The organism is Pseudoalteromonas fuliginea (assembly GCF_000690055.1).
Taxonomy (GTDB): domain Bacteria; phylum Pseudomonadota; class Gammaproteobacteria; order Enterobacterales; family Alteromonadaceae; genus Pseudoalteromonas; species Pseudoalteromonas fuliginea.
The window spans coordinates 71,276-92,799 of the sequence record NZ_JJNZ01000020.1 but is presented as its reverse complement, the minus strand read 5'-3'; the positions used below and the strand labels follow the sequence as shown (position 1 = coordinate 92,799).

The window sequence follows — 21,524 nt, the reverse complement described above, 5'->3', positions numbered from 1 at the left end:
GAGAAAATATGTTTCGCTTAGTTATACCATGTCTAGTTTTATTACTATCAGCCTGTACAACGAGTAGAGTTGCTGATGATGTAGAAATAAACCCATCAACAACAGTTGCCTTATTACCGCTAGTAAATCATGCTCAAACACCTCTCGCTGGTGAGCGTGCTGAAGACATTTTAACAAGTATTTGGCAACAAAATAAATTACCAACGCTTCTTCGCGCACCCAGAAATAGCAATAAGGAGCTACCACCACTTGACGATCAATATCGTTTAGATAACGCCATGCAATGGCTAAGCACTCAACAAGCGGATTATCTACTCACCGGTAGCATTGAAGAGTGGCGCTACAAAGCTGGTCTTGATGGCGAACCCGTTGTTGCTCTTACTTTATCGTTAACTGCGAACGGCCAAACCACACCGATATGGACAGGAACAATTGCAAAAAGTGGTTGGGGACGCGATAGCATTGCAGCAACGGCACAAGATGTAATTGCCGACTTAATTTCTTATATAGAGGTTAGTGAGTGAAAACACATTTCTTTCGCCCAAGAGAAGTCCCTGAGCTACAGACATGGGCTGAGGTAATTATATTTACCACATTGGCTTTAGGCCTGCCTGTTCTGTTTAATGCCGAGGATCCTTTTTGGACGCAAGGAGGGTTTTCTTGGCCTGTATTAGGGCCTTTACTGGTTGCTTTGCGTTATGGGTTCTCTAAAGGTTTTATCAGCATTTTAACTTTACTCGTAGGCCAATTACTGTTGTTGCAAAGCGATATTTTGGCACCTCAAAGCGAATTCAATATCAACGCCATGATTGGCTATACTATTGTAATTATGATCGCGGGTGAATTTAGGGATGTTTGGGAGCGTACTAATCAACAACAGACTATTCAACTAGAGTATGTGTCTGATCGGCTTGAAAAATTCACTCGTCAATATCATTTAATTAGCTCTTCACACGATCGAATAGAACAAATGTTAGCTGGGCATACATTGAGTTTAAGGGAGTCATTGCAAGCTGTAAGAGCATCTATAGGCCAACTTAAAGAAAGACGTTTAGATAGTGCAGCGCAAGTGATTATCAATTTATTTGTAGAGTATGGAGCATTAGAAAAAGCCGGGCTATATAAAGTGGAAAACAATAATATAGTGGAGCCCCCTCTTGCTGTTATTGGTAAAATGACTTCGCCAATAACATCTGACCCACTAATCCTTGCTATGTTTGAAGAAAAAGAACTGGTGTCGGTTAAAAGCTCTAAAGTTTATTTAGGCAGCAGTAAATACCATATCGCAATTCCACTTATTGATGTAAACGATACCATTTATGGCGCTATTTTAGTCGAAAAAGTACAGTTTTTTGCGCTCAAAGAAAACACGCTTACTTTACTTGCCGTAATGGCCGGACACGTTGGAGACTTACTTCGACATGAGATAACCAACCCGATAATGACTAGCGAAGAATCTCCGTACTTTGTTCGCCAAGTAAAACGAGCTAACAAAGAAGCTAAACGTTACAAAATTCCTGCACATTTATTAAAAGTTAAAACATTAAATATTACCAACGAATCCCGTCGACTTATGGAGTATTTAACGGAAGCCCGTCGAGGCTTAGATATTTACTTATATGATGATGAGAAGCAAACTCTGTTAATACTTATGCCACTTACTGATGAATTAGAAAAAGACGGTTTTATAACGCGTATAAATGGGTGGAGTAAAGAACGTACAGGTAAAAATTTAGCTGAATTAGATATCGTTATTGAACAACAAATTGCTTTGCCAATTAGTAAAGATGCGATTAAACCACTGGTAACACTTCATGATTAGAATTGTCATTGCTGTAATAGTGGGATTTATATGTGAATATTTTGCTTTAATAGAAACACTTGATACACCCAATTGGCTTATCGCTATTTTATTACATGCTATAGCAAGTATGCTTTTTACTTTTGTAAGCTATATTGTCATTCCAGCTAAATACAAAAGTACATTATTTGGTGCCCTATTACTGTTATTTTCACTACTGTTTACGCTTCCTCTATTTGGTGTTTTAGGCGTTATGTTCGCACTCACGTTTGCTTTGTGTAAACCGCTTAAAAATAATGATATTGAAATACAAGAACACAAAATCCCAGGTCTCCCTTTTGAAGTTCGTAGTATTTCAGCTAATCCAACCTATTCGATGGGTGGATTAAAAGCGATCCTCAAGTATGCAAGTGAGCCAAACAAACGTCTTAGTGCAGTAATGGCTGCACGTCACATGAGTGATACGCAGGCAATTCCTATTTTAAAACTCGCCCTTAAAGACTTAGAAGATGATATTCGTCTGCTTGCTTACTCCACTCTCGATGCTAAAGAAACTAAGTTAAACGAAAAAATAGGCCTATATCAGCAAGAGATATTGTTAACGACTCAGCAACCAAAACTGAGTAACTTGCAACAACAATTAGCTGAAATATATTGGGAACTTAGTTACTTAGGATTGGCACAAGGTGCATTGCGAGAATACGTGTTAAAAAAAGCAGAAACACTTTCCTTGCAAAGCATCGAATATGTGAAAAAGCCTGCAACCTTTGTATTTTTGGGCCGGCTTTGTTTAGCTCTTGGTAAATATGAACTTGCACTTAGTCATTTAGCACAAGCCACAGACCTTGGTATGGCACGTCGTCATGTTTTGCCCTATAAAGCTGAAGTTGCTTTTTGTATGAATAAATTCGATGACTGTAAACGTTATTTAAAAGAACTACCAGAGCAACCAAAGGGTAGCGAGTTACGCCATTTACAGGAGTATTGGAATGCCTAAACCAAACGCTGATGTATTACTGCTTTTAGAAGGCACTTACCCCTATGTCCGAGGCGGCGTATCAAGCTGGGTCCATCAAATTATTGAAGGCTTACCACACTATAACTTTGAGCTGGTTTTTTTGGGCGGTGCACCTGAGCATTATGGTGAAATTCAATATACATTACCTAAAAATGTAACCAAATTACATGTTCATTATTTAGTTGAAAACAACGCCTCTGAGATAAAAGCAAAACATGGCGTAAAGTATAAAAAAGAGTTGTTCGAATTTTGGCAACAACTGCAAAACTATTTCCGTGACTCTAAAGAACCGATCCCTAGCGAGTTACTAAAGTTTGCTTTTAAAAAGCTTGCCCAAAAAGACGGCATAAACGAAGCCGACTTTTTGTATAGTGAATCCTCATGGCAAGTTCTCGCAAAATATTATTTAACCTACTGTGATGAATCATCATTTATCGATTTCTTTTGGTCGTATCGTAACTTATACAAACCGCTGTTTAAAATAGCAGAGATAGCTCGCGAATTACCTAATGTTAAACTTATACATTCAATATCAACAGGCTATGCGGGATTCCTAGGTTCTGGTGCAAGCGCAATTAGCAACACTGCGTATTTACTAACCGAACATGGTATTTATACCAAAGAGCGTAAAATAGACCTTATTCAAGCCAGCTGGATCAAAGAGTCAGAGCAGGTATTAGGTAAAAATTTAAATACCGAAATGGGCTTTATTCGCAGAATGTGGATTAGTTTCTTTGAGCAGATCGGCAGAACATCTTATCAAGAAGCCGATAAAATAATTTCTTTGTACGATGGTAATAGACAACGACAAATAAAAGATGGCGCCGCACCAGAAAAAACACGCGTAGTGCCAAATGGTATTAAAACATCGCGTTTTATTGAAGCACTTGCACAGCGTCCAAAAACGATTCCACTCACGGTAGGCTTAATTGGTCGTGTAGTGCCTATAAAAGATATTAAAACTTTTATCCGTGCAATCAAAGAGGTTCAGTCTAGTATACCTACAATTGAAGGCTGGGTTATTGGCCCATACGAAGAAGACCCTCAATATTACAAAGAATGTCAATTACTTGTCAGCAGTTTAGATTTAGAAAATAACGTTACGTTTTTAGGTATGCAAAATATAGCTGAAATACTGCCTAAATTAGGTATCGTTGCACTAACCTCTATTTCTGAAGCACAACCTTTAGTACTACTAGAAGCGATGGCAGCTGGCGTACCAGTCCTTGCAAGTGATGTTGGTTCGTGCCGAGAGATTATTGAAGGCGCAACTGACGAAGACAAAGCACTTGGCAAAGCCGGAGAAGTGGTATCAATCGCCTCTCCTAGCGAAACAGCAAAGCAAATATCAAATATCTTAAATAACGACGAAAAGTGGCATGAGTATCAATCGAGTGGTCTTAAGCGCGTAAAAGCGTTTTATGACGAAAGCCATATGTTTGCGCAATACGACACACTTTATAAGGATGCAATGTCATGGCCGGAATAGGTTTTGAGATACGAAAAATTCTCAAAAAAAACACCCTACTTTCAGTATTTGAAGCTTATAGTTACGCTGGATTAATTGGTTCTGGCCCGTGGCTACTGTCAATTATCGCGCTTATGCTGATTGGCATTTTAAGTTTAGGTATTGTGCTACCGAAAGTGTTGATCATTCAGTTCTTAACGCTTGTAACCTATATGATGGCCGCATCGCTTATTTTAACGGGTGGTCTGCAATTGATGCTAACCCGTTTTATTGCCGATTTATTTTTTACAAAAGATGATGGATTAGTGCTACCAAACCTACTTGGCGCACAACTAATTACTACAATTGGCGCCCTATTGGTCGGTCTTGCTGTTTGGCCATTTTTACCTTTACCCATTATGACTAAAGTGATTATTTTAGGTGCCTTTATTAGCTTATGTAATCAGTGGCTTGGCGCAATATTTTTATCAGGTATGAAAGAATACAGGGTTATTTTAGTCACGATGCTGAGCGGCTATGCTTTCATGGTATTACTGGCATACTTGCTTAGGGACTGGCAGTTAGACGGGTTGTTTTTTGCCTTTTTTGCTGGTGAAGCCTTATTATTTTTCAGTTTTCTATTTATGATTATTCGCCGCTACCCAGGTGAAAAACTTATAAGCTTTGACTTTTTAAGCAATAAAAAAGTGTATTACAGCCTATTTTTATGCGGCCTGTTTTATAACATCGCTGTATGGGCCGATAAAATCATTTTTTGGTATTCACCAAGTACATCAATCCAAATTATTGGAACCCTCAGAGCCAGCCCTATTTATGATTTACCTATATTTTTAGCCTACCTATCTATTATCCCAGGTATGGCCGTATTTTTAGTAAGGATGGAAACTGACTTTGTTGAAGAATATGACCGTTTTTACTCTGCAATTCGCGACGGCTCAACGTTACAAGAAATTTATCATTTGAAAGATAATATGATCCGCACTGCGCGCAGTGGTCTTTACGACATATTTAAAATTCAAGGAATTACTGTCGCTTGCTTATTATTATGGGGAGAGCAAATACTAACTTTTATTGGTATTGATCCAAACTATAAAATCCTCTTATTTATTGATGTAGTTGGTGTAGGCGTACAAGTTATATTTTTATCTATTTTAAACATTTTATTTTATTTAGATAAACGTATTACGGTAATGATACTGGCGGGTCTGTTTTTATTCACTAATATTGTTTTAACTTACTTATCAATTGCATTTGGGCCACAATTTTACGGTTATGGTTTTGCTTTAGCGACCATAATTAGCTCCGTTATTGGTTTATTTTGGTTGTCTAGACAATTTGAAAACTTAGAATACGAAACTTTCATGCTGCAGTAATATATTATATACTTAATAAGAGCGAGGATAGACTAAATCAGCACAAGCACTTATAGCTTAAACATAATAATGAAAAGGAAGTATTTAAATGGAAAAAGGAATTACAACACGTTTTAATATCTTAGCCACAATAGCCTTATGGGCTATAAGCTTTGTCTTTGCATTAACTAATTATAAAGTAGGAAGTACACACGAGTCAAATGCCCTTATAGATATGTATATTGACTCTTTGATTGTAAAAACGATATTACTTTTAGCAACATGGATCGCTAGTGCGTTAGTTTTATCAAAGTTATTTAACGAAATTTGGAATCGTTTATTTTCAGATATTTTTAATGTTCGCCAAATTAACTTTAGCGAATCGTACGCATTTAGCATCTTAATGACATGGGCGTTGTTATCTTAATTCTATTAGCTTTTGATAAGCTTGTCTCAAAAAGTGTTGGTAATATGAGTTTTACCAGCACTTTTTAAATATGCTAGGTGGTAATTGCGCTAATATATTTATTAATATAACTATTTACTCACCCAACGCGCTTTAAAGCCACGCGTATCAACATGTATAAATGCGCCTCTGTGCGACTTAGGCCCATAAATACCTAAACCACCTAATAAACCTTTAAATGATTCACGTCTAGCTAACGACTCCACTATATCGGCCATAGCTTTAGCGTCACCCATTGAATGCTTACCGTCATTATTTATATCATCCATACGGTAGTTGCCATCGTTATCTATAAAAATATCGGCTGCATCACCAAATACATGTCGACTAAGTTTTACATTGCCGATTGATTTGTTGTAGTACGGAGTTCTATAACCGCTCATAACCACCATATTACTAACCGGTATCCCTTCTAAAATCAGTTCTTTGCGTATTTTTTCTAGTTTAAGTAACAACTTATTTTGTAAAAATAAATACTTTGGGTGCTTACTTCGCTGCTTACTAACAAATTCTTTTAGTGAAAAGTGAGGTGATATTTTTACGTTTTCATTTTCAGGCGTTACCTTAACAAAGCCATCGGGCACTATGTAGTGTGAAACGTCTTTAATCTGTGAAGGTTTAGGATAGTGCCCAATGTGGTAATACTTGAGCTTTCCTCCTTCAACATTGTCCGCCGGTACTTTTACAAATACGTTGATTTTCATACGCTGTTTTTTATCGGGCGACTCAATAATTACCGTTGTTAAACCAGGCTCTTTGGGGGCTTGCCATTGCCAACGGTTGGTATCTGTAAGCTTAGATTTCCCTTGAGTGTTAATTAGTGTGTAAGCATTTTTTGATTGCGTAAAAAGCACTTCAAACTCAACTTGCTCTTTGGGCATTACAAATACTGAAAACACCGAATATGGCATAACTATATCGTTAATTTTTAGGCTAAATTCTGCATCTTCAAAGTTGGCTTTGTTTTTTATATCAACTACCTGATGCGCAGGCTTTGTAGGCGCGGCAGCAAATACACTATTACTAAATATAAGTGTGAATATGGCGATAGAAATATAATGAATAAATTGCATAAACCCTCTCATTATTTATTTTTTAACAAAGCAGCAATTACCGACTGCTTACTATTGTTTAAAAGTGCTTTTTTATCACGTTGATATATGTCATCTCTAAAGTTAACCAGTTTGTTTTCATCAACCCATGCAGTCCAATAGACTAAATGAATAGGAAGAGGCTCATCTAAATGAAACGTTTGAGTATTATTTTGGTCACGAGCGCTATCGATATGACTGAGTGTTTGCGCTTCTCCTTCGTGCTTAATAATCTCACGCGCTAACGAAAAAGGCTTTTCTATTCTTATACAACCATGCGATAAGGCTCGGTTTGCTTGGCTAAAACGGTGCTTTGCTGGTGTATCGTGAACATAAATTGCTTCGGGATTGGGGAATAAATACTTAACCTCCCCTAGAGGGTTTTGGCTCCCTGCTCGTTTTACTAAAAAGTGATCAAATTGGTACGGCTTAATAGAATCCCAATCAATGTTGCTTGGATTAACAGTTTGTGAATCTAGGTAACTGTTTTTTCTAATTTCAATATTATTTTTTACAAGGTAGTCAGGATCTTCGGCTACCTTTGGTGCAATTTCTTTAGTGGCAATTGAGGTGGGTATACGCCATTCAGGGTTAACTACAAACTTTTCTATTTCGTCGCTAAATGCAGGTGTTTCCCAACTTGGTTTACCTACAATTACGTTGTTTTTTAATTTTACATCGCCCGCTTTTACAAATCGTAAGCTGTATTCTGGAATATTTACATACACATATTGCTCATCACTTGCGCCTGCAAAGTTAGTTATTCTATAAAAGTTAAGTTTTAATTTATCGAGTTTTTGCTGTGCAGGCACATTAAGCGATGCAAAAGTACGCTTACCCACTCGGCCATCAACTTTTAAACCATGGCGACTTTGAAATTGCTTAACAGCTTGCTCTAAATCTTTATCAAACGTGCATATAGCTTCGTCGCACACATTAGTTTTTAAGTCACGCTCTTGATATAAACGCTGTGCAAGTAAGCTCACCTGATTATTATTACTGCCTAGTTCAAGCAATTCGTCGTTATATAAGTGTGTAAAACCACCTTTGTTAACTATTTCTTGATACCAATTAATTGCTTTTTCTGTACGTTCAATTAACTGCGCTGAATATTGGTCAAAGTAGTAGGTGTCATCAGCTTGCATGTACTTTTGTGAGTTGTAAGTAGTTAGTGAAGAGTTAGCGAGTACCACACTTTCAAGCTCATTAGCAGCGAGTGTTGGTGCTGAGCGTAAGCCGCCCATGCCAATAAACAATGCTGTTTTTAAAGTAATACCCTTTGCTTTAGTAAGCGCTTGATTTGAAAATGACCCCTTCACTGTGTACCTCCTCGCTAAATATCGTTGATAAATGCTTATGTACTTATCACTAAGTAGTGCTTTGAAGGTGCAACGGTAATGCCAAATTAAACTTTTAAATTAAACAATTGAAATTTAATGACTTTTTAAAATAACTTATTCTAAACGTTAATAAATAAAATTAGAGAATATGTAATTAATATGCCCAAGTGTGTAAAGTTGCTATGGCAATTAATCGTTTAAAAAAGCTAAAAAACCACGTTCATAACGACTCAAGTACTTCGTTTTTCGTGGTAATGAAAGGGACTCCCTCCACGCAGTTTGAGTATCTTCATCTTCTTTACACAGCGTAATTAAATCGGGATGCACATACGATTTACGTGCTATAGCTGGAGTATTACCGAGTTGCTGGGAGACACTATCAAGCATGTTTTTTAAAGTAAGCGCCCCTTTAGCTTTAGCTAATTGTTTGAATGCAATAACGCTTGCTCGCCAAGTTCTAAAGTGCTTTGCACTAAACTCCTCGCCCATTATTTGCTGAATGTATTGATTTATTTCACTTGATGTAACATTTGTGCGCTCACCTTCATTTATATACTGAAATAAATGCTGCCCGGGTAAATCTTGTAAGTCTTTTATTACATGGCTAAGCACCCTATCGGTTATATTTACTTCACGTTCCTTGCCTGATTTAGCACGGTACTTTAGCTGAATATTTTTACCCGTGAGTTTTGCATGGCGTGTGCGTAGTGTTGTAGCGCCAAAACTTTTATTTTGCTTTACGTTACGCTCGTTACCTACCCTCAACGCACCTAAATCCATAAGTCTTACAACTGCCGCTAAAGTACGTTCAATATTAAGCTCATCGCCTTGTAAGTCTGTTTCTAAACGCGCTCTTAACAAAGGGAGTTTATTACCAAATACTCCACATGCTTGGTATTTTTTTGCTTCTTGCTGTGCCCTAAATTCAGGATGGTAGCGGTATTGCTTTCGCCCCTTACTATCAAATCCTGTCGCTAAAATATGCCCGTTTTCTTCTGAGCAAAACCAGGCGTTTTTATAGGCAGGCGGAAACGCCAATCCATTCAAACGATCAATCACATTTTGCTCTTTTATTTGCTTACCGATTGGATCAAAGTAAAGCCAACTTTTATGTTTAAGTTTACGAGTGATCCCTGGTAAATTATCGTCTACATAAATTAGCTTCACTAACCCTCCAGTTATATTTAAGCATGTGTCGAAATATAAAATGTATCACTTTAAAATAACCTTAAACTGAACAAGATTATTGATATATAATAAAAAACCAACAACAATTATAAATACTTAATATATATTAATAATTCTATTTAGGTTTTCGTAAAGTAGGTCTAACTTACGCGCCAGCAACAAGTCTATTACGATTAAACTCAATGCACCTAGCGCTAAAAATAGCTACTTGAGGTAGATTTATTATCCTAAGTTCAGATTAATTACACTTTGTCCCCTGCAATTGGGGTGCTGTTTAAATGGAGAATTCAATGGCTTTTGATTATGGATCGATTGATCTTGGACTAAAAAACCCCTTCAAACTGGAAGGTAAAGTAACAGCATTAAGAGGACTCATTGAGTCTATAGCTGGTATTAGTTTACTTGTTATTGCTGCAGGCTCTGTGAAAGAAGATACAACCGCAGGTTGGATTTTAATGGTGTTTGGCATGCTTATTTTAGCATTCGGCATTCGCTCACTATCGGCAGGTATTTATGCAACACTTAAATACTTTGTAGGTAGAAACCACCCAACTTCACTTGCTTATAATTACAGCAAATCGCAAGCATCAACCGCTCAAGAAGAACAAAAAGAAGTAGCCTATACAGCGCAATCACTTGAAGAAATGCTGGTTGGTCGTAAAAACAGTACATTTAAAGAGCCTAATGGTTTTTTATCACGCTTACTTCACAGCTTAATCCCTAAGTTATTGTTTCTACCATATCCTATTCGTAATGTTGCCCAGCGATTATTTGGCTCATGGGTAAGCACCTTTGTCGCCCTTATTGCTTATGGCCTTGTTGCATTTGTGTCTTTGTCGGGCTTTACCGGTGAAGCTGGGGAATTAGCATTTCCGGTTTATAGTGCAATATTAATGTTTTACGTGCTTTTTTCGTGGCGTTCTACAGGTAAACCTATCTCTCGAAATGCAGAAAAGAATATTGAATCACTTGGAACTGGTGCGCTTGCAAAAATTATTTCGTTATCTTTTATTTTACCCATCGCTATTGGTCTTTCTATGTCATGGTTGATGAAAGAGCAACGTATTAGTAAACAAGAAATAGATAGCTGGCTTGAGCAACTGCCTAGTCTTCATGCTGGAATGTACTTAATTGTAATTATTATATTAGCGACTCTAAGCTGTGCGCTTGCTTTTATCATGATCAAAGCGCGTTTAAATTCAGTTACCCCTTCAGCTGAAGTATCTGAACTACGTGAAAACTGGCAAGAGTCTGTTCATCCAGACGAGATTTTCATAAACCTCGATAACCTAGTAATGGCTAATCGTCGCTATAAAGAAGTACCTAACAGAGTTTACAGAGAATTAGACCCTAAGCTTCAAGAACAAATTGAAGGTAAAGGCGGTTTTAAAGGTGAAATGATCCAAGAGATTCAGCCTAAACTGCACTCAATGGACTTAGGTAAAAACTTTACACTCGCGAGATTACTTGCTTTGGTGAGCGGTAACTTACTTTATATTGTAGCGTTAGCATTTACTGTGTTTTTAGCGTATTCGTTTATTAATATTTACCATTACATTGATGCGGCAAATATCAATAGCTTTAAACAAGCATTTAATAACCAACATGTTATTCAATTTAGTGAACTATTAATGACAAGCTTTCACTTATTGCTAATAGGTATACTTATTAAAGCATTTGCACAATTGCTAACAAACACGGCTCATCTGTTTTTTGCCGAAATGCAATTTGAATCACTGCTTGTGTACTTTAAATGCGAAGGTACCTTTACTGAGTCTAAAATATCAACAGGTACTGGTATTCACGATAGCACCCGCTCAGAAAATACTTTAGTACGCAGTAGCATAACGCCTTGGATTATTGTTTCTCGTGTTATTTCTACTACGTTTGCTGCAACAGGTATGAAAAACCTTGAGCATCCTCGCCATATTATGGAAATGCATAAAGACGAAGGACAATTGCAAGCAATCAAAAAAGACGTTATTGCGTTCTTAAAAGACCGCGAATCTATCGCTTCAATCACCAGTGAGCGCGATTTAGGTAATGCGTCACAAATACATCAACTAAACCAACAAACGCGCGCTATACCTACTCAGCAAGCGATAGCGAAAGATGATGAAGAAGCTGCCGGGTATTTAAGACAAGAAAAAAACTTATCTCCCGAGCCCAAGAGTTAATTAACCTGAAACCTAGATAATTTTTATTAATGCCACCTTGGTAACTTAGGTGGCATTTTTTTTACCCTCTATTCAATACTTTTTAACTTTATTACCTCTTTTGCACTCAACAACATGATTAATATTGGATTAGTTCACAAAGCCCTTGCTTTATGTGCCAAAACACAAATAATGAAAGGATTAATTACAGGGTAAGAATGAGGACAATGAGCTATATACTAACCACCCAATGTGCTGATGATGTAGGCTTAATAGCTAAAATCACAGGGCTTTGCCATAAAAATAATTTAAACATTACGCGTAACAACGAATTTGTAGATAAAGACGCGCAGCGATTTTTTATGCGTACAGAGCTTACAGGCGAGCCACAAAGCGACTTTTTAGATCAACTACGCGCATTGTTGCCAGATGGGGCTAAACTTGCGCTACATTGCGGCGCAAAAACTAAAGTAGTTTTATTGGCAACTAAAGAAGCTCATTGTTTAGGTGGTATGCTGTTAAAGCAATTTGAACAAACTCTTAATATTGAAGTACTCGCTGTAATTGCTAACTATGCTGATTTAGAGCCGCTAGCTAAAGGGTTTGGTGTGCCATTTCATGTTGTATCGCACGAAGGGTTAACCCGTAGCGAGCATGATGAAAAGGTAGGCGATTTAATTGCCAGCTACAACCCTGACATTATTGGCCTTGCCAAATACATGCGTATTTTAAGTCCTGAATTTGTGGGTCGATTTGAAGGTAAAATAATTAATATTCATCACTCATTTTTGCCAGCATTTATAGGTGCTAAACCTTATCATCAAGCATTTGAGCGTGGCGTAAAAATTATTGGTGCTACCGCTCACTTTGTTAATAATGAGCTTGATGAAGGTCCTATTATTTTGCAAGATGTAACCAGCGTTACACATGCGAATACCGCTGAAATGATGGCTAAAATGGGCAAAGATGTTGAAAAGACTGTGTTTTGTAAAGCACTTCAACTTGCCTCAGAACATAAGCTATTTATTAATGGTAATAAAACCGTGGTGTTTTCTTAGCATTATTCCAACTGCTTAATTATTCTACATATAAAAAATGCCAGCATTGTTGCTGGCATTTTTTTGCTCATAAATAAGCTAATAACTTTTTAAATGTAAATTATGCCTGCTCTATTGGTTCGAGCTTTAATTTAGCGGCAATTAAAACGGCTTGGGTACGATTGTACACACCAAGTTTTCTAAATATGGCTGTAATGTGTGCTTTTACTGTCGCTTCTGATATGTGTAGTTCATAAGCAATTTGCTTATTAAGTAAACCTTCGTGCAGATATTGCAGCACTCGGTATTGTTGAGGCGTTAATGAGGCAACTTGCGCTGCTATTTCTCTATCTTCACCTTCAATTTCAGCTACTTTGTTTTTTAACTCTTTTGGTAGCCATGTATCGCCTTCAAGTATTTGGTTAATTGCACTGGCAATATCATCAGACGATGACGATTTAGGAATAAAACCCATAGCGCCGTAACCCATTACTTTTGAAACGATATTCACGTCTTCACTACCCGAAACAACGGCTATAGGTAAGCTTGGGTATTCTTCTCGAATACGAATAAGGCCATATAAATCACCATTACCTGGCATGTGAAGGTCTAGCAGTAATATATCAAGATCCTCTTGCTCGCTTAACACTTGCAATGTGCTGTCAAAATCGGATGATTCAAAAACGGCTAAACCTTCAAATTTTGCGCTCAGTGCGCCTTTTAGTGCTTCACGAAATAACGGATGGTCGTCCGCTATTAAAAACTGACTCATGGTTCACTCCTAATAAATTCGGCTGCCAGTTAGGTTTAAAACCCTTACTGACAGCCGATATACTACGTTTAGAATCAACTTGTAATCAAGTTTTTAACGCACATTTAACGATTTAATCTGTTCTCGATTAGTTCATCGACAACTGAAGGATCCGCAAGCGTTGACGTATCACCGAGTTGTTGGTGCTCATTTGCAGCGATTTTACGTAAAATACGACGCATAATCTTGCCTGAGCGTGTTTTTGGCAAACCCGGTGACCATTGAATCATATCTGGAGATGCTATTGGGCTTAGCTTTTTACGAACCCAGTTACGTACCTCTTTGGTTAACTCATCGCTTACAGTTACACCTTCGTTAGGCGTAATATATACATAAATACCTTGGCCTTTAATATCATGCGGGTAACCCACTACAGCTGCTTCAGCTACAGCTTCATGCGATACAAGCGCACTTTCAATTTCGGCAGTGCCTAAGCGATGACCCGATACGTTTAATACATCGTCCACACGACCTGTGATCCAGTAATAACCATCTTCATCACGACGACAACCATCGCCTGTAAAGTACACTCCTGGGTAGGCGCTAAAATAAGTTTGTTCAAAACGTTCATGGTCGCCATAAACAGTTCGCGCTTGCGATGGCCAGCTATCTAAAATAACTAAATTACCATCTACAGCACCTTCGAGTGTATTACCTTCGGCATCAAATAATGCAGGCGCAATACCAAAAAATGGATGTGTTGCAGAACCTGGTTTTGTATCAGTAGCGCCTGGAAGTGGTGTGATCATTATGCCACCGGTTTCTGTTTGCCACCATGTATCAACAATCGGGCAATTAGATTTACCAATACTCTCGAAATACCATGTCCACGCTTCTGGATTAATTGGCTCACCTACTGAACCTAAAATACGTAAACTATCGCGATTTGACGAAGCTGTTGGCTCATCACCTTTGGCCATTAGTGCTCTAATTGCTGTAGGAGCGGTATATAAAATAGTCACACCGTGTTTATCAACTACTTCGCCCATACGCCCAGCTGTTGGATAGGTAGGTACACCTTCAAATACAACTTGAGTACAACCGTTTACTAATGGCCCGTACGCTATGTAACTGTGGCCTGTGATCCAACCTACATCGGCACTACACCAATACACATCATCTTCTTTTAAATCAAATACGTATTCATGTGTCATTGATGAGTAAACTAAGTAACCACCGGTGGTATGCACAACACCTTTAGGCTGACCAGTAGAACCTGATGTATACAATATAAACAAAGGATCTTCAGCATTCATTGGTTCTGGCTCACACTGTGCTGGTAAGTCAGCAACTAGCTCGTGCCACCATATATCGTGCTTATTCCAATCAACTTCACCACCGGTTAATTGGTGCACAATAACATGTTCAATTGTGGTTACAGAATCTTGCGCTACCGCTTCATCAACGTTTGCTTTTAATGGTACGCAATTACCTGCACGTCGACCTTCATCAGAAGTAATAACGACTTTAGCGCCCGAATCCCTAATACGGTCGGCAATCGCTGATGGTGAAAAGCCACCAAATACAACAGAGTGAATAGCACCAATTCGTGCACAAGCTTGCATTGCGTATATGGCCTGAGGCGTCATTGGCATATAAATAGCTACACGGTCACCTTTTTTAACACCTAACTTTTTTAAGCCATTGGCAAATTTAGCCACTTCATCATGAAGTTTTTGATAAGTAATGTGCTCACTTTGAGAAGGATCATCACCTTCCCAAATCAGCGCCACTTTATCGGCTTTTGTCTTTAAGTGGCGGTCAATACAGTTATAAGAAGCGTTAAGGTAGCCATCTTCATACCATTTAATGCTGATATGGCCTTTATCAAATGAGGTGTTTTTAACTTTAGTGTAAGGAGTAGACCAATCGAGGCGTTTGCCGTGCTCATCCCAAAAACTTTCTGGATCGTCAATAGATTGCTTATAAAGCGTATTATATTTATTTTTATCAATGAGTGTTGCGTCTTTAATGTGCGCAGGAACTGGATAGATACTTTGTGACATCTTAGTCTCCATTTAAATTACTTGCCTTGGGCTCTTATCAAGGATTACTCAGCAGTGCTTTATTAAGTATTAGACCTTAGTTGTACACACCTTTAAATTCTTCAGTTGTAGTTTATAATTGGCTTGGTTTAATTATTTTACATAAATAATACAAGATGTTAAATGTAAGTAAATGCAAACTACTTATACCTTAAACCTTAGTCTTATAGACCAATAGGTAATTGAGTATATCTCGTACATATTTAACAGTGTTGCCGTAAAATAATAAAACAATTTTGCTAAAACTTAACTAATCTATTATTTAACAAATAAAAATAGAATGTGTATTAGTAATGACAAGTCACGCAAAAAAGCACTTTTTATTCGTAAGTAATACCTTTAGCAAGTAATACAAAATAAATGAATAAAAAGTAATAAACAAGTAGCCTATAAAGGACACCAAAATGAAATTTACTCCATTAAAAACACTCGCAGCAAGTGCTGTTCTTTGCGCGCTTTCAAGCGCAACATACGCAGCAACTGTTGCAAAGGTTGGTGATACCGAATTTACTTACGGCGGATACATTAAACTTGACTCTATGTGGAGTGATTATTCAGCCGGTGCACCAGCAGGCACAAGTGTTGGTCGTGATTTTTACGTACCAAGTACACTTACAGTTGGCGATGATAATAGCTCTGATGCAGTTTTTGATATGCACGCACGTCAATCTCGTTTTAATTTTGGTACAGCCACGTTATTAGATAACGGTAAAACGGTAAAAACTAAAATTGAAATTGACTTTTTAGCGTCTGCAGCCGGTGGAAACGAGCGCGTTTCAAATTCATACGCACCACGCATTAGACATGCATTCATCACTTATGACGGTTGGTTATTTGGTCAAACTTGGTCAAACTTTCAAAACGTAGGTGCTCTTGCAGAAACACTCGACTTTGTAGGCCCAGCTGAAGGCACTGTGTTTGTTCGTCAATCTCAAATTAAATACACAACTGGCGCATGGTCTTTTTCATTAGAAAATCCAGAAAGTACAATTACGACAGCGGGCGGCACACGTGTTGCCACTGATGATGCATCACTACCTGATTTTACAGCACGTTATACGCACAAAGCTGATTGGGGTAACATCGTTGTTGCAGCACTAGCACGTCAACTTACTTATAAAGCCGGTGAAATTGACGCTGATGAAACATCATTTGGCATTAGCGCATCAGGTATGGTTAAGTTAGGTGAAGACAACCTTAAATTTATGCTTACCCAAGGGCAAGGTTTAGGCCGTTATGTAGGCTTAAACGTAGCACATGGCGCTGTTCTTGATGGTGATGATCTTGATGCTATTGATTCTACATCAGGTTTTGTAGCTTACCAGCATAAATGGAACAGTCAGTGGCGTTCAACGTTCTTATACTCTTTCTTCTCTGCTGATAACAATACCGATTTACTCGCTATCTCTGGTGATCCTACAGAATCAAGCCAAAGCTACAGCGCAAATATCTTATACTCACCCGTTAAACGCTTAACATTTGGCGCTGAACTAAAGCATGCTGAGCGAGAAACTGAAAGCGGCGTTGATGGTGATTTAGACCGTTTACAATTTTCTGTTAAATACTCTTTTTAATAGCTAAAAATCTAATTACTTCCTTGAAGCGGCCTTGGCCGCTTTTTTTATAGCTCTATTTAAATTTTGCTATTTGCTTAATAAAGATCTTAATTTTACACCTATAAATTTATTGTAAGTCGCTAAAATCCCATAAAACAGCATGATTATGAGTAATAGCGGTAAAGCAAAATTGCAAATAAATACAATTTAAATTGAGTTATGCACTTCATTCAAGTCCATTGAAAAATCTTACCGTTACCTAAAATTTTATACTTATTTAATCTAAGTCTCTAATCTTGTCTAATTGTCTATTTACAGAAAAATTAATAGCGATTAAAAATAGTAATGCATCGCCAACACCATAAAAAATTCAAATAAAGCCCAGCAAGCCATAGCCCACTTTATAAACAATATCGAATAATACTATTAACAGATTATTCTATCCCCATTAGTTAGATGTAAACACGCTTGTAAATGATAATAGTTTTTGTTTGAGTTTGTTAATTCTAAATAGTAGAATATGGCTATTATTTAAATAAACTCAAATAATATTAAATATTAATTAAGGGAAAACATGAAACTCAATCGCACTTTTGCACTTTCTTCTTTAGTTTTAGCCATGGGTTTTTCAGCTCAAGCGCAAGAAACATCAACTAAGAATACAGTTGAAAATAATAATGAAAAAATGGAAGAAATATTAATAGTAGGTGTACGCCAAGATCGCGTTAGCAAAGGTGCTACCGGTTTAACGATGGAGCTTAACGAAACACCACAATCGATTAGTGTAATTGGCGCAGAGCAACTTCAAAACTTTGCAGCAAATAGTATTAATGATGCATTGAAAATGGCCACGGGTATTACTGTTGAACAAGGTGAAACTAACCGCACACGCTATACTTCTCGCGGTTTTGATATTAAAAGTACTCAAGTTGATGGTGTTGGTCTACCTAATAATTGGGGTCTTGTTACTGGTGCTATGGAAAGCTATGGTTATGAGAAAATAGAAGTTATTCGTGGTGCTAATGGGCAATTAACAGGTGTAGGTAATGCTGCGGGCACTATTAACTATGTTCGAAAGCGCCCAACAAATGAAAATGAAGGTGAAGTAGGTATCTCTGTAGGTACTTATGGTTTAAAGCGCTTACAAGCTGATTATTCATTTTTGTTAACAGATTCTGGTAGCTGGGCTGCACGTGCTATTGGTGCTGTAGAAGGATCAGATTCATACCTTGATGGTTTAAAAAACGATCGCACTTACTTCTCTGCAGTAATTGATGGGCAACTTACTGGTAATTCGACACTTTCATTTGGTGCTTCACATCAAAATGCAAATACAGATGGAACAATGTGGGGAGGATTACCGCTTTCATATGCCGATGGTACACAAGCAGAGTGGGACGTAAGTGCGAGCCCAACTCAAGAATGGACTAAATGGGACACTCTTAATACCACTGCTTTTATTGAATATACTTATGTATTTGATAATAACTGGGAAATTAAAACAACTTATAATTACCAAGACTCAGAAGATCAAAGTAAATTACTTTATCTTTATGACCCTTATGGAATGTTTGATAGTGAAACTAATTTAGGTTTAGTTAGCCTTCCAGGACGATATGATACAGAATTCTCTGCTGATTTATTTGATATAACAGCTAAGGGTGAGTACAGCTTGTTTGGTCAAGAACATGAGTTAATGCTTGGTGGAAGTATTTCGCAAAGTACATCTTACTCTTTTACCAACTCTTACGATGCAGCAACAACTGAAGCTTATGGCTTGGCGCCTGCTTTTCCATACGCATTAGATGCGATAGCTGAACCTATTTGGGGTGAACAAACCAAGTATGCTGATATTGATGTTACTTTGAAGCGTTTTTTTGGTTCTACTAAATTAAACCTAACAAGTGACTTATTTGTTATTGCAGGCTTTAACGCTATCGATTATGAGCGTACAGGCTTTAGCCAAGGCGTTGATATAAATAATGATGAAAGTGAGATAAGCCCTTACCTTGCAACAACGTATGCAATTAATGATGATGTTAATGTATATGTGAGCTATTCCGATATTTATCAGCCACAAGAGCAGTATGATTACGATGGTAACTTTTTAGATCCAAGCAAAGGTGTTAATTACGAAGTTGGAGTAAAAACTCAATGGTTTGATGATCAACTACTTGCAACCTTTGCAGTATTTAGTGCCAAACAAGATAATATTGCAACTTATGCAGGGCTAAACGCATCTGGATTTACTTACTATAAAGGAGCTGATCAAGATACCCAAGGCTTTGAATTAGAATTAACCGGACATATAACTGATGATCTAAATGCTGTATTTGCATATACATACTTAGATATCAATGATGACGCAGGCGATAGTTCTCACGAATGGGAGCCTGAAAATGTTGTTAATTTTTCATTGGATTATACGCTGCCTCAACTACCTGAGTTTCAGTTTGGCTTAGCCGGAAAATGGCAATCAAAAACAGCAAATATAGCCAGTAATGTTAAGCAGGATTCTTATTTACTTATGAACGCATTTGCTCGATGGGATGCGAGCGAAGACTTATCAATTCAAGCTAACATTGATAACATCACAGATGAAAAACATATTACTAGCTTAGCCAATGTTGGTTTTTATGGCTCCCCTATTAGCGGAAAAGTTAGCTTAACTTATCGCTTCTAAAGTTCTATTTTAATTAAGGCCCATTCTTTAACTATTAGGGCGTGTTTATCTTTGGTGGTTGAATTTGCAGCAGCATATTTGGTTTTTAGGCAAGGCAGAGCCTATATAGTGTGGTTATTCCCCATAAATAGGCGATAACGCAGCATAAATACCAAATATGCGCTACCCTTTGGGTTCTTTCTAGGGACGATTAACTCTTTGTTGCTCGATTTTTGCTTAGTCCACTAGGTTACAAATCTCACGCCGCGATTTAACCGTAGATTTTTATAGGTTAAATTAAAAACGACACATTTCTATGTGTCGTTTTTATCTTATCTACTTTAAGTTTTTAACAATAAAAAGCGCCAACCATTACTGGTTAGCGCTTTTTTAAAGCTCGGGTCAAATCAAGCTAAGAAACTCATTTTGATATAGCTTAAAGGTCTGCGTCATCGCCTAACTTATCTTCACCATCTTCTGGTTCAATAGTTGCTTTTAGTAAAAGCATTTCGCGTAACTTACCTTCAATCTCATCTGCAATTTCTGGATTTTCTTTCAAAAATTTAATTGAGTTAGATTTACCTTGGCCAACCTTGTTGCCACAGTAGCTATACCAAGCACCAGCTTTTTCAACAATTTTATGCTTAACGCCTAAGTCAATTAGCTCGCCTTGCTTAGAAATACCTTCACCGTACATGATGATAAATTCAGCTTGTTTAAATGGCGGCGCTACTTTGTTTTTAACAATTTTAACGCGAGTTTCGTTACCAACAACTTCATCGCCTTCTTTTACAGAACCAATACGACGAATATCAATACGTACCGATGCGTAAAACTTAAGTGCATTACCACCCGTTGTTGTTTCTGGGTTACCAAACATAACACCAATTTTCATACGAATTTGGTTAATGAAAATACATAACGTGTTAGAGCGTTTAATATTACCAGTAAGCTTACGTAATGCTTGTGACATTAAACGTGCTTGTAGGCCCATGTGCGAGTCGCCCATGTCGCCTTCAATCTCAGCTTTTGGTGTAAGTGCAGCAACCGAGTCAATAATAACAACGTCTACCGCGCTTGAACGTACTAACATGTCACAAATCTCTAGCGCTTGCTCACCTGTATCTGGTTGCGATACAAAAAGATCGTCAATGTTAACACCAAGTTTTTGTGCATAAATTGGATCTAGAGCATGCTCAGCATCGATAAAGGCACATGTTTTGCCTTCTTTTTGAGCTTCTGCGATAACTTGTAAAGTAAGCGTTGTTTTACCAGATGATTCAGGACCGTACACTTCAACAATACGTCCCATAGGTAAACCACCTATGCCTAAGGCAATATCAATACCTAATGAGCCTGTAGATACAGATTCAATGTTTAACGCTTTGTTATCACCCAATTTCATAATTGAGCCTTTACCAAATTGACGTTCAATTTGTGATAGTGCTGCGTCTAACGCTTTTTGTTTGTTATCGTTCATTTTGTTCTCCAAATCCAGCTAATGGAACCAAGTATACTGTATGAAATCACAGT

The 21,524-nt window shown here is 37.6% G+C and carries 16 protein-coding genes; 10 read left to right on the top strand and 6 right to left on the bottom strand.

Going from position 1 to position 21,524, the window contains the following annotated elements; all coding sequences use genetic code 11:
* The first annotated feature begins 8 nt into the window (after positions 1–8).
* From DC53_RS13620 to DC53_RS13645, 6 genes are all read left to right on the top strand, one after another.
* On the top strand, positions 9–524 hold the full coding sequence (locus tag DC53_RS13620; RefSeq protein ID WP_008134575.1) for a hypothetical protein: 516 nt from the start codon (positions 9–11) through the stop codon (positions 522–524).
* Positions 521–1,822: a PelD GGDEF domain-containing protein gene (locus DC53_RS13625; RefSeq protein ID WP_008134576.1), complete on the top strand. Its 1,302-nt coding sequence runs from the start codon at positions 521–523 to the stop codon at positions 1,820–1,822. The genes DC53_RS13620 and DC53_RS13625 overlap by 4 nt, the downstream gene beginning before the upstream one ends.
* Positions 1,815–2,798: a hypothetical protein gene (locus tag DC53_RS13630; RefSeq protein WP_008134578.1), complete on the top strand. Its 984-nt coding sequence runs from the start codon at positions 1,815–1,817 to the stop codon at positions 2,796–2,798. The genes DC53_RS13625 and DC53_RS13630 overlap by 8 nt, the downstream gene beginning before the upstream one ends.
* Positions 2,791–4,308, top strand: a complete 1,518-nt coding sequence (pelF, locus tag DC53_RS13635; RefSeq protein WP_007376090.1) for a GT4 family glycosyltransferase PelF — start codon at positions 2,791–2,793, stop codon at positions 4,306–4,308. Before DC53_RS13630 ends, pelF begins: the two co-directional genes overlap by 8 nt.
* A complete protein-coding gene (gene pelG / locus DC53_RS13640) occupies positions 4,296–5,660 on the top strand; it encodes an exopolysaccharide Pel transporter PelG (protein ID WP_033028957.1) in 1,365 nt (454 codons plus the stop codon). The genes pelF and pelG overlap by 13 nt, the downstream gene beginning before the upstream one ends.
* Before the next feature lie 88 nt (positions 5,661–5,748).
* Positions 5,749–6,066 carry a hypothetical protein gene (locus DC53_RS13645; protein ID WP_033028956.1) on the top strand — a complete coding sequence of 106 codons (318 nt, stop codon included), beginning with the start codon at positions 5,749–5,751 and terminating at the stop codon, positions 6,064–6,066.
* Between the two features lie 110 nt (positions 6,067–6,176).
* Here the strand turns inward: DC53_RS13645 and DC53_RS13650 are convergent, their stop codons facing one another.
* The 3 genes from DC53_RS13650 to DC53_RS13660 form a co-directional block, all read right to left on the bottom strand.
* Positions 6,177–7,178, bottom strand: coding sequence for a D-Ala-D-Ala carboxypeptidase family metallohydrolase (locus DC53_RS13650; protein WP_033028971.1), 1,002 nt, complete (start codon positions 7,176–7,178; stop codon positions 6,177–6,179).
* An 11-nt stretch (positions 7,179–7,189) separates the two neighbouring features.
* Positions 7,190–8,515 (bottom strand): L,D-transpeptidase family protein, encoded by a 1,326-nt coding sequence (locus DC53_RS13655; protein WP_033028955.1) that lies wholly within the window; start codon positions 8,513–8,515, stop codon positions 7,190–7,192.
* Positions 8,516–8,725: 210 nt separating this feature from the next.
* Positions 8,726–9,703 (bottom strand): DNA topoisomerase IB, encoded by a 978-nt coding sequence (locus DC53_RS13660; protein WP_033028954.1) that lies wholly within the window; start codon positions 9,701–9,703, stop codon positions 8,726–8,728.
* Between the two features lie 311 nt (positions 9,704–10,014).
* Between DC53_RS13660 and DC53_RS13665 the strand changes: the two genes are divergently transcribed.
* Together DC53_RS13665 and purU are read left to right on the top strand one after the other, a co-directional pair.
* Positions 10,015–11,901: a hypothetical protein gene (locus tag DC53_RS13665; RefSeq protein WP_033028953.1), complete on the top strand. Its 1,887-nt coding sequence runs from the start codon at positions 10,015–10,017 to the stop codon at positions 11,899–11,901.
* A 206-nt stretch (positions 11,902–12,107) separates the two neighbouring features.
* On the top strand, positions 12,108–12,938 hold the full coding sequence (purU, locus tag DC53_RS13670; RefSeq protein ID WP_007376083.1) for a formyltetrahydrofolate deformylase: 831 nt from the start codon (positions 12,108–12,110) through the stop codon (positions 12,936–12,938).
* A 100-nt stretch (positions 12,939–13,038) separates the two neighbouring features.
* Here the strand turns inward: purU and DC53_RS13675 are convergent, their stop codons facing one another.
* Both DC53_RS13675 and acs read right to left on the bottom strand, forming a co-directional pair.
* On the bottom strand, positions 13,039–13,689 hold the full coding sequence (locus DC53_RS13675; protein ID WP_007376082.1) for a response regulator transcription factor: 651 nt from the start codon (positions 13,687–13,689) through the stop codon (positions 13,039–13,041).
* Between the two features lie 104 nt (positions 13,690–13,793).
* Positions 13,794–15,734: an acetate--CoA ligase gene (acs, locus tag DC53_RS13680; RefSeq protein ID WP_033028952.1), complete on the bottom strand. Its 1,941-nt coding sequence runs from the start codon at positions 15,732–15,734 to the stop codon at positions 13,794–13,796.
* A gap of 443 nt (positions 15,735–16,177) precedes the next feature.
* On the opposite strand from acs, the gene DC53_RS13685 reads away from it, so the two are divergent.
* Together DC53_RS13685 and DC53_RS13690 are read left to right on the top strand one after the other, a co-directional pair.
* Complete coding sequence (locus DC53_RS13685) at positions 16,178–17,347, top strand: DcaP family trimeric outer membrane transporter (protein ID WP_007376080.1); 1,170 nt, start codon at positions 16,178–16,180, stop codon at positions 17,345–17,347.
* Positions 17,348–17,903: 556 nt separating this feature from the next.
* Positions 17,904–20,012, top strand: coding sequence for a TonB-dependent siderophore receptor (locus DC53_RS13690; protein WP_033028951.1), 2,109 nt, complete (start codon positions 17,904–17,906; stop codon positions 20,010–20,012).
* Positions 20,013–20,427: 415 nt separating this feature from the next.
* Here DC53_RS13690 and recA read toward each other — a convergent pair whose 3' ends face one another.
* Positions 20,428–21,471 carry a recombinase RecA gene (recA, locus tag DC53_RS13695; protein WP_007376078.1) on the bottom strand — a complete coding sequence of 348 codons (1,044 nt, stop codon included), beginning with the start codon at positions 21,469–21,471 and terminating at the stop codon, positions 20,428–20,430.
* Positions 21,472–21,524: the final 53 nt, after the last annotated feature.

Bases quoted from the DNA above. Each gene is read 5' to 3' on its own strand.
- recA (WP_007376078.1), bottom strand. From the start codon at position 21,471: ATGAACGATAACAAACAAAAAGCGTTAGACGCAGCACTATCACAAATT.
- DC53_RS13645 (WP_033028956.1), top strand. From the start codon at position 5,749: ATGGAAAAAGGAATTACAACACGTTTTAATATCTTAGCCACAATAGCC.
- DC53_RS13630 (WP_008134578.1), top strand. From the start codon at position 1,815: ATGATTAGAATTGTCATTGCTGTAATAGTGGGATTTATATGTGAATAT.
- DC53_RS13665 (WP_033028953.1), top strand. From the start codon at position 10,015: ATGGCTTTTGATTATGGATCGATTGATCTTGGACTAAAAAACCCCTTC.
- acs (WP_033028952.1), bottom strand. From the start codon at position 15,734: ATGTCACAAAGTATCTATCCAGTTCCTGCGCACATTAAAGACGCAACA.
- DC53_RS13620 (WP_008134575.1), top strand. From the start codon at position 9: ATGTTTCGCTTAGTTATACCATGTCTAGTTTTATTACTATCAGCCTGT.
- DC53_RS13685 (WP_007376080.1), top strand. From the start codon at position 16,178: ATGAAATTTACTCCATTAAAAACACTCGCAGCAAGTGCTGTTCTTTGC.
- DC53_RS13675 (WP_007376082.1), bottom strand. From the start codon at position 13,689: ATGAGTCAGTTTTTAATAGCGGACGACCATCCGTTATTTCGTGAAGCA.
- pelG (WP_033028957.1), top strand. From the start codon at position 4,296: ATGGCCGGAATAGGTTTTGAGATACGAAAAATTCTCAAAAAAAACACC.
- DC53_RS13690 (WP_033028951.1), top strand. From the start codon at position 17,904: ATGAAACTCAATCGCACTTTTGCACTTTCTTCTTTAGTTTTAGCCATG.
- pelF (WP_007376090.1), top strand. From the start codon at position 2,791: ATGCCTAAACCAAACGCTGATGTATTACTGCTTTTAGAAGGCACTTAC.
- purU (WP_007376083.1), top strand. From the start codon at position 12,108: ATGAGCTATATACTAACCACCCAATGTGCTGATGATGTAGGCTTAATA.
- DC53_RS13650 (WP_033028971.1), bottom strand. From the start codon at position 7,178: ATGCAATTTATTCATTATATTTCTATCGCCATATTCACACTTATATTT.